Genomic DNA, 7,067 nt, shown 5'->3' with positions numbered 1-7,067 from the left:
TACTGCCCCCGACAGGGAGTGGGAGAGTAGGACACCGCCGCACACTAACGCACAGGAGGCGGAGCCCACACGGGCCCCGCCTCCTGCACATTCGTGTGCTAATGACCCATGAAGGCGAATCGTATTTAGCCCATTCTCATCGAGAATGGGCTATTCGCATTTTTGGCGCATTTCTTTGGCTATTCGAGTGGGTTATTTCGGCGCGCGCACGCGCGTTCTCTTTGTATGTCCATCTTAGATTTTCCACATCCGTGGGGTTGTCCACAGGGAATCAGTTTCGCGTTTGACGCTCAAACGTGAGCGCCGGCTAGGCTCGAAGCCAATTGGGGAGGAGGTTGGAGGCCCCCGGGGGGCGGGGTGCGATGGTGTTGGTCGCACGCTTGGCCCTGGACGGGGTGACTCGGCCGATAGGGCATGATCGTCGGCATGCCGAACTTGCGACACGACGAAGCGAAGACAAGGGCCGATCTGCTGAGTGTGGACGGTTATGACGTCGCGCTGGACCTGACGCAAGGACCCGAGTTTTTCGGATCGGACGCCACCATTCGGTTTCGGGCCACCGAAGGCGGCTCGACCTTCGTCGAGGTTGTCCCCGAGACACTGCTCGAGGTGACCCTCAATGGGACGAGCCTCCCCGTCGACGCCCTAGTCGATGGTCGTTACCCGTTGTCGAATCTGGCCGCCGACAACGAGTTGAGGATCCGAGCCCAGATGCGGTACTCCCGTTCGGGCGAGGGCCTGCACCGGTTCGTCGACCCCGAGGACGACCGGACGTACACGTACATGATGGGCTTCCTCAACATGGCGAGCCGCGTCTTCGCGTGCTTCGAGCAACCAGACCTGAAGGCGCCGTACCGGTTGAGTGTCACCGCACCCGACGATTGGATCGTCGCCGCCAACGAAGCGGGCGACCGCGACGACGACGGCACCTGGCGGTTCATGGAGACGAAACCGCTCGCGACGTACTTCGTCTGCCTCATAGCCGGCGCCTACCACGCGATCCACCGCGAACACGACGGCGTGACCTTCGGCCTATACGCGCGCCAGACATACCGAACCGCGCTGGAGACGGACGCCGACGAGTTGTTCGACGTCACCTTCGGCTGCTGGGACCGGTTCCACGAGCTCTACGGCGTGGCCTACCCCTTCGGGTCGACCTACGACCAGTGCTTCGTCCCCGAATTCAACGCCGGAGCGATGGAGAACCCCGGCTGCGTCACCTTCCGGGACGAGGCGTTCATGTTCAGATCCGCCGTCACCCGGGCCCGTCGCGCCGCTCGAGCCACGACGATGGCCCACGAGATGGCCCACATGTGGTTCGGCGACCTCGTCACCATGCGCTGGTGGAACGACCTGTGGCTCAACGAATCCTTCGCCCAGTACATGGGGATGCGCGGAGCCGCTGAAGGAACGCGGTACCGCGAGGTCGCCGCCGCGACCGCGTCGAGCACCCTCACCGGCATCGCCGCCGACGAGCGCCCGTCCACGCACCCCGTGGCCGGTGTCGTCGACGAGAGCGACGGCGCCCTGGCGAACTTCGACGGGATCTCGTACTCCAAAGGCGGCGCGATCCTGCACCAGCTCACGGTGTCGCTCGGCGACGACGTGTTCTTCGCCGGCCTCCGCCTGTACTTCGAACGCCACCGGTTCGGCAACGCGGCACTGTCCGACTTGATCGCGTGCCTCTCCGAGGCCAGCGGACGCGACCTGAGCGCCTGGGCGAGCGCCTGGCTCGAGACGACCGGCCCCAACACCCTCAGAATCGCGTTCGACGAGGACGGCGGGGTGTTCACCGCGGCCACCGTCGAACAGACCGCGCACCCGGACCACCCGACGCTGCGCCCGCATCGCCTGACGATCGGCCTGTACGACAAGGTCGGCGACGAGGTGCGCCGGACGTACGCCGTGTCCGTCGACGTCGATGGAGCGTCGACTTCGGTGCCGGAACTGGTCGGGCGACCCGTACCCGACTTGGTCCTCGTCAACGACGGAAACGCGACCTTCGCGAAGACTCGCCTCGACGAGCGCAGTCTGGACTCGGTAGCGGAGCTGCTGCCCGGTATCGAGGACCCGTTGACGCGGGCGATCCTGTGGTGCGTCCTGCTCGACATGGTGCGCGACGGGGAGCTCGCGCCGATGCGGTACCTCGACATTCTCACCGAGGCGTTGTCGACGGAGAACCAGATCGCGCTGGTCGAGGGCCAGCTGCGGTTCGCCGGTGAGGCCGTCGACCATTACCTTCCCGCCGAGCGGCGCGACGAAGGGGCGGCGGCCCTGCGCGCCATCGCGTCCGCCGTGGCCCGTGAGGCCGCCGCCGGAGACGGTGCGCGCCTGGCCGGCCTGCGCACGGAGATCGAGTACGCGTCCGTCGGCGACCTCGAATGGCTCTGGAGCCTGTACCGGTCGGAGACGAGCGAGACCGGGGTGGCCGTCGACGATGAGCTGCGGTGGCTGACGTTGCGGCGGCTCTGCGTGCACGGTGCGGCGACGGAGGAGGACATCGCCGGGCGTCTCGCCGTCGACCCGAGTTCGGAAGGGCACAAGCACGCGGCGACCTGCCGTGCCGCGTTGCCCGACCCTTCGGCGAAGGCCGCCGCGTGGGACACGGTCATGCGGGACCGGGAACTGTCGAACCATGTGCTGCGGGCGACCGCGGACGGTTTCTGGTGGCCCGAGCAGGCGGAGCTGACGGCGTCGTATGTCGCGCGGTTCTTCGCGGAGGTGTCCTCCGGCATCGGGACGCGCATGCCGTGGGAGATCCGGCAGCTCGGTACCGCGATGTTCCCTCAGTACGCCGTCGACGTCGAGACGTCGCGGGCCGCGCACGCCCTTCTCACCGACGTGGGTATCGAGCCGTCGCTGCGTCGCGTGATCGTCGACTGCGCGGACGACTTGGACCGTGCCGTGCGGGTTCGGGGCGCCGGGACGTGACCGCCGATAGGATCGACGCGTGTCCGTGGTGAGGGGCTCGGCACCGACGGTCGTCGACCGCCGGATCGGCGTGATGGGTGGCACCTTCGACCCGATTCATCTGGGGCATCTCGCCGCGGCCGACGAGGCCGCGGCCAGGCTCGAACTCGACGAGGTCGTGTTCGTTCCGACGGGTCAGCCGTGGCAGAAGACGAGTCGGCACGTGACGGCCGCCGAGCACCGCTACGCCATGACCTTGCTCGCGACCGCCGACCATCCGCTGTTCCGCGTGAGTCGGGTCGAGATCGACCGGCCCGGTCGGACGTACACCGTTGACACGCTGCGGCAGCTCCAGTCGGAATACGGGACGACGACGGGTCTGTTCTTCATCACCGGCGCCGACGCCATCGCGAACCTGCGGAGCTGGAAGGCGGTCGACGAGGTGGTGGAGTTGACGTCGTTCGTCGCGTTGAACCGGCCCGGCTATCGGGTGGCCCCGGAGCAGTTGCCGGACGGCGTTCGCGTCCACTCGATCGACATGCCCGCCTTGGACATCTCCTCGACCGAGATCCGTCGTAGGGTCGCGGCGAGAGCCGCTTATCGGTTCCTCGTGCCGGGGCTCGTCGCCGCCTATATCGACCGGTACGGCCTGTACCGGTCGGCCGATTCGCCGGACGTGGCGTAACCGGCGCAAAAGCCGCGTGGCGTCGCGGGCGCTTCGTGAGAAACTTGACCAGAACAATCCCCAACGTAAGGAACCCAGTGGTAGCGACAGACATCGCGAAGACCGTTGCATTGACGGCGGCTCAGGCCGCGGCGGACAAGAAGGCGCGAGACATCGTGCTGTTGGACGTGAGCGAGCCCGTGGTGATCACCGACATTTTCATGGTCGCGTCGGCGCCCAACGAGCGGCAGGTGATGGCGATCGTCGACGCTATCGAAGATCGGCTGCGCACCGTCCACAACGAGAAGCCGATTCGCCGTGAAGGCGAGAAGAGCGGACGCTGGGTGCTGCTCGACTACGGCGACGTGACGATCCACGTCCAGCACACGGAGGAGCGCGAGTACTACGCGTTGGACAGTCTGTGGAAGGACTGCCCGTCGATCGAGTTCGTTGACGCGACCCCGGGCGCGCCGGTCGCCGGTGAGGCGGCGGAGGGCGGCGAGTGAGCCGGATCATCGTTCTGCGTCACGGCCGCACGGAGTGGAACGACCTCGGGAAGTTCCAGGGCGCGGTCGATGTCGCGTTGGACGACGTGGGTCGGAGTCAGGCCGAGGCGGCGGCGGTGGTGTTGGCGCAGTTGCCGATCACCGTCGTCGTCTCGAGTGACCTGTCGCGGGCGTTGGAGACGGCGACGGTCGTCGCGAATCGTCTCGGTGTCGGGGTTCGGATCGATGAGCGTCTTCGTGAACGTGCCTACGGCCCGTGGGAGGGTTTGACACGCGCCGAGATCGAGGCCAAGTATCCGGACGAGTTCGTGGCGTGGCAGCGTCGCGAGCCGGTGGAGTTGCCGGGTATCGAGGACCGTGACGTGGTGGCCGAGCGGGGAGGGCGTGCGTTGGCGGAGGTCGCCGACGCGGTGCGGCCCGGTGAGGTGGCGCTGGTGTCGAGTCACGGGGCGACGTCTCGGCAGGCGTTGGGTTGGTTTCTCGGTTGGACGCCGGAGCAGACCGACACGGTGTTCGGGCTGAGCAACTGTCACTGGGCGGATCTGCGGTCGACGCCTTCGGGGTGGCGGCTCCACGGGTACAACTTGTCGGCGATGTGAGAGTCTGGGGAACCATCCCCCTCGACAGGACGTCACATAACCATGATGATCAATACGAAGCGGTTGTTCGGGCTGGTCGCCGGTGTGGCGCTGGTCGCGGGTCTGGCCGCCTGTAACGACGACCCGAAGTCGGACGACCCCACGGTGAGTGAGTCGTCCCCGGTCGAGGAGACCGAGGATGTGCCGACGCTCGACCCGTCCGAGGGTATCGAGGACGAGGAGAAGGAGACCGCCATGACGTTGACCGGGAAGATCGAATCCGGTGTCGAGTCGGGCTGTGTGCTGTTGGAGCAAGACGGGACCCTCTACAACCTGGTGGGTGGTGACCGCCAGGTGTTGACGGCGGGGGCGTCCGTCGAGGTCACCGGCACGGTCAACAAGGGTTTGATGACGACGTGTCAGCAGGGCACGCCGTTCCAGGTGGATTCCGTGAAGGCCGCCTGACGAGTAGTCGTTGACGCCCGTGGCCCCCGTTGGTGGGGGTCGCGGGCGTTTCCGTGCACCCACTGACTGTCTATAGTAGAAGAATCTGGTCCCAGTGGGTGCGCGGTGCGGGACCGGTGGCGTAGCGGTGGAGGACGAGCGCGGTTCCGGCCGCGCCTTCGAGGAAGCCGGGGTGGTCGAACGGGCCGGTGTCGCCGTGGCAGCGGTAGCCGAACGCGGTGTCGGGGTCGTACGCGTCGACGATCGTCGTGATGGCGGCGTCGATCGTGTCGGCGTGGCGTTCGGGGTCGAGACGCCAGAGGACGTGGGCGAGCCCGGCGTGTCCGTGGCAGATGCCGTTGTCGAGGGGGCCGGTGGGGGCGCGGAGCGCGGCGTCGACGGCCTTCGTGGCGGTGTCGACCCAGTCGGGGCGTCGTCGCCATCGTCCGGCGCCGTCGAGGGCGGTGGCGATGCCGGGTGTGCCGTAGCACCAGCTGGGGGCGGGTCGTTCGGCGGTGGTGTCGGAGTCGGTGACGTACATCGGCCACCAGGTGCCGTGTTCGTCGGTGCGGTGGTGGTCGAGGAGCCAGGTCGCGAGGAGGTCGGCGGCGGCCTCGGTGCGGGTGTTGGTGATGCCGGCTTCGGCGGCGCGGGTGAGTGCGGCGAGGATTCCGGCGGCGCCGTGGGAGAGGCCGAGGTTTCCGTGTCCGCCGGGGGGTGGCGTGGTGTGCGGGTTGGGGCCGTGGTGGACCCACCAGCCGGGGTCGGGTGTGTCGCGGAGGCAGAGCGTGGCGAGTGCGTCGGTGGTGTCGGTCGCGGTGTTGTGGTGGTCGGGGTGGGGGGTGAGGACGGTGACGAGTCCGGCGAGGCCGGTGACGAGGTCGTAGTCGGTGAATTCGAGGTCGTTCGGTGGTGGTTGCGCGGCGCGGGTGGCGGCGCGGCGGGCGACGGCGGTGGCCGCGGTGGCGGTGGCGGTGGTGTACGCGTTGGTGGCGCGGCGGGCGGCGGTGAGCGCGGTGGTGAGGGCGCCTCGTCCGGTGTAGGCGCCGTCGGCGGTGTCGTTGGCGGCGGCTCCGGCGGCGGTGAGGTGGCGATGCAGGACGGGTGCCCATTGTGGTTGGTGGGCGGTGAGTTCGGCGTGGAGTAGGGCGATGCCGGCGTATCCGGCGGAGAGGGAGAGGTCTCGCCAGATCGCGGGGTCGGTGTGGTCGCGGACGTGTCGGGGGTCGGCGAGGCGGTCGGCGATGTCGAGGCTGACGCGGAGTGCTTCGTCGCGGAGGGGGGTCGGTGTCATGGTGTCCGTCGTGGGTGGCGTTGGCGGGCGGTGTGGCTGTGGACGATGTCGCGGAGTAGGGCGAGGGAGCGTTGTTCGGCTTCTCGGTCGGGGCCGTGCATGCGGTTGGCGTGCATGTGGAGGAGGTCGGCGGCGATGGTCGCCGGTGGTGGCGCGTTCGGGGTGGTGGCGAGCGCGGTGGCGTAGGCGCGGGCGGCGTCGCCTCGGCCGTGCCATGTGGGTGCCAGGCCGGGAGTGAGTTCGTCGAGGACGTGGGGTCGGGTGTGGGTCGGGTCGATGGGGTGGAGGGCGGCTTTGCGGTCGGCTCGGGAGAGGGTGTGTCTGCTTGTCGCGGGGATCGTGTCGAGCAGCCATTCGGGCCATTGTGGCCAGTTGAGGTGGTGGAGGAGGTGGAGGTGGTTCCAGGCGGTGAGGACGTCGCGGGTGACGGCGAGGCGTCGGGGGAGTTGCTGGGAGAGTTGGTGGAGGACGGTGCGGGAGTCGGCGTGGAAGAGGCGTTCGGCGGCGCGGAGTGTGTCGCCGGTTCCGTAGCGGAGGGTTTCGGGCCGGTAGGTGGCGATGTCCATGTCGGACATGAGGTCGGGGTGTCGGGTGTACCAGTCGCGGACGGCGGGGAGGACGGTGCGGTGGAGGCGGTGCGGGTCTCCGTGGAGTCGGAGGCGAAGGTGTGG

At 68.2% G+C, this 7,067-nt stretch carries 7 protein-coding genes; 5 read left to right on the top strand and 2 right to left on the bottom strand.

All coding sequences use genetic code 11. The features are described 5' to 3' along the window. Positions 1-426: 426 nt before the first annotated feature. The 5 genes from pepN (at position 427) to ACM9NP_RS23795 (ending at position 5,123) form a co-directional block, all read left to right on the top strand. Positions 427-2,931, top strand: coding sequence for an aminopeptidase N (gene pepN, locus ACM9NP_RS23815; RefSeq protein WP_415649017.1), 2,505 nt, complete (start codon positions 427-429; stop codon positions 2,929-2,931). 19 nt (positions 2,932-2,950) lie between these two features. Then, the gene (gene nadD / locus ACM9NP_RS23810; protein WP_415649016.1) at positions 2,951-3,595 is read left to right on the top strand and encodes a nicotinate-nucleotide adenylyltransferase; all 645 of its coding nucleotides are present in this window, start codon (positions 2,951-2,953) and stop codon (positions 3,593-3,595) included. A gap of 77 nt (positions 3,596-3,672) precedes the next feature. Next, on the top strand, positions 3,673-4,080 hold the full coding sequence (gene rsfS, locus ACM9NP_RS23805) for a ribosome silencing factor (RefSeq protein ID WP_415649015.1): 408 nt from the start codon (positions 3,673-3,675) through the stop codon (positions 4,078-4,080). Continuing rightward, positions 4,077-4,679: a histidine phosphatase family protein gene (locus ACM9NP_RS23800; RefSeq protein ID WP_415649014.1), complete on the top strand. Its 603-nt coding sequence runs from the start codon at positions 4,077-4,079 to the stop codon at positions 4,677-4,679. The genes rsfS and ACM9NP_RS23800 overlap by 4 nt, the downstream gene beginning before the upstream one ends. A gap of 42 nt (positions 4,680-4,721) precedes the next feature. Further along, positions 4,722-5,123 carry a hypothetical protein gene (locus ACM9NP_RS23795; protein ID WP_415649013.1) on the top strand — a complete coding sequence of 134 codons (402 nt, stop codon included), beginning with the start codon at positions 4,722-4,724 and terminating at the stop codon, positions 5,121-5,123. Between the two features lie 70 nt (positions 5,124-5,193). Here the strand turns inward: ACM9NP_RS23795 and ACM9NP_RS23790 are convergent, their stop codons facing one another. Next, positions 5,194-6,396: a lanthionine synthetase C family protein gene (locus ACM9NP_RS23790; RefSeq protein WP_415649012.1), complete on the bottom strand. Its 1,203-nt coding sequence runs from the start codon at positions 6,394-6,396 to the stop codon at positions 5,194-5,196. Next, the coding region (locus ACM9NP_RS23785) for a thiopeptide-type bacteriocin biosynthesis protein (RefSeq protein WP_415649011.1) at positions 6,393-7,067 on the bottom strand (675 nt) is incomplete at its 5' end. The genes ACM9NP_RS23785 and ACM9NP_RS23790, both read right to left, overlap by 4 nt.

The sequence above is a fragment of the Stackebrandtia soli genome, from assembly GCF_965137155.1.
GTDB classification, from domain to species: Bacteria; Actinomycetota; Actinomycetes; order Mycobacteriales; family Micromonosporaceae; genus Stackebrandtia; species Stackebrandtia soli.
This window is presented reverse-complemented; position numbering and strand designations above follow the sequence as displayed.

Excerpts from the sequence above, each read along its gene's own strand:
- pepN (WP_415649017.1), top strand. The coding sequence starts at position 427 with ATGCCGAACTTGCGACACGACGAAGCGAAGACAAGGGCCGATCTGCTG.
- ACM9NP_RS23795 (WP_415649013.1), top strand. The coding sequence starts at position 4,722 with ATGATGATCAATACGAAGCGGTTGTTCGGGCTGGTCGCCGGTGTGGCG.
- ACM9NP_RS23790 (WP_415649012.1), bottom strand. The coding sequence starts at position 6,396 with ATGACACCGACCCCCCTCCGCGACGAAGCACTCCGCGTCAGCCTCGAC.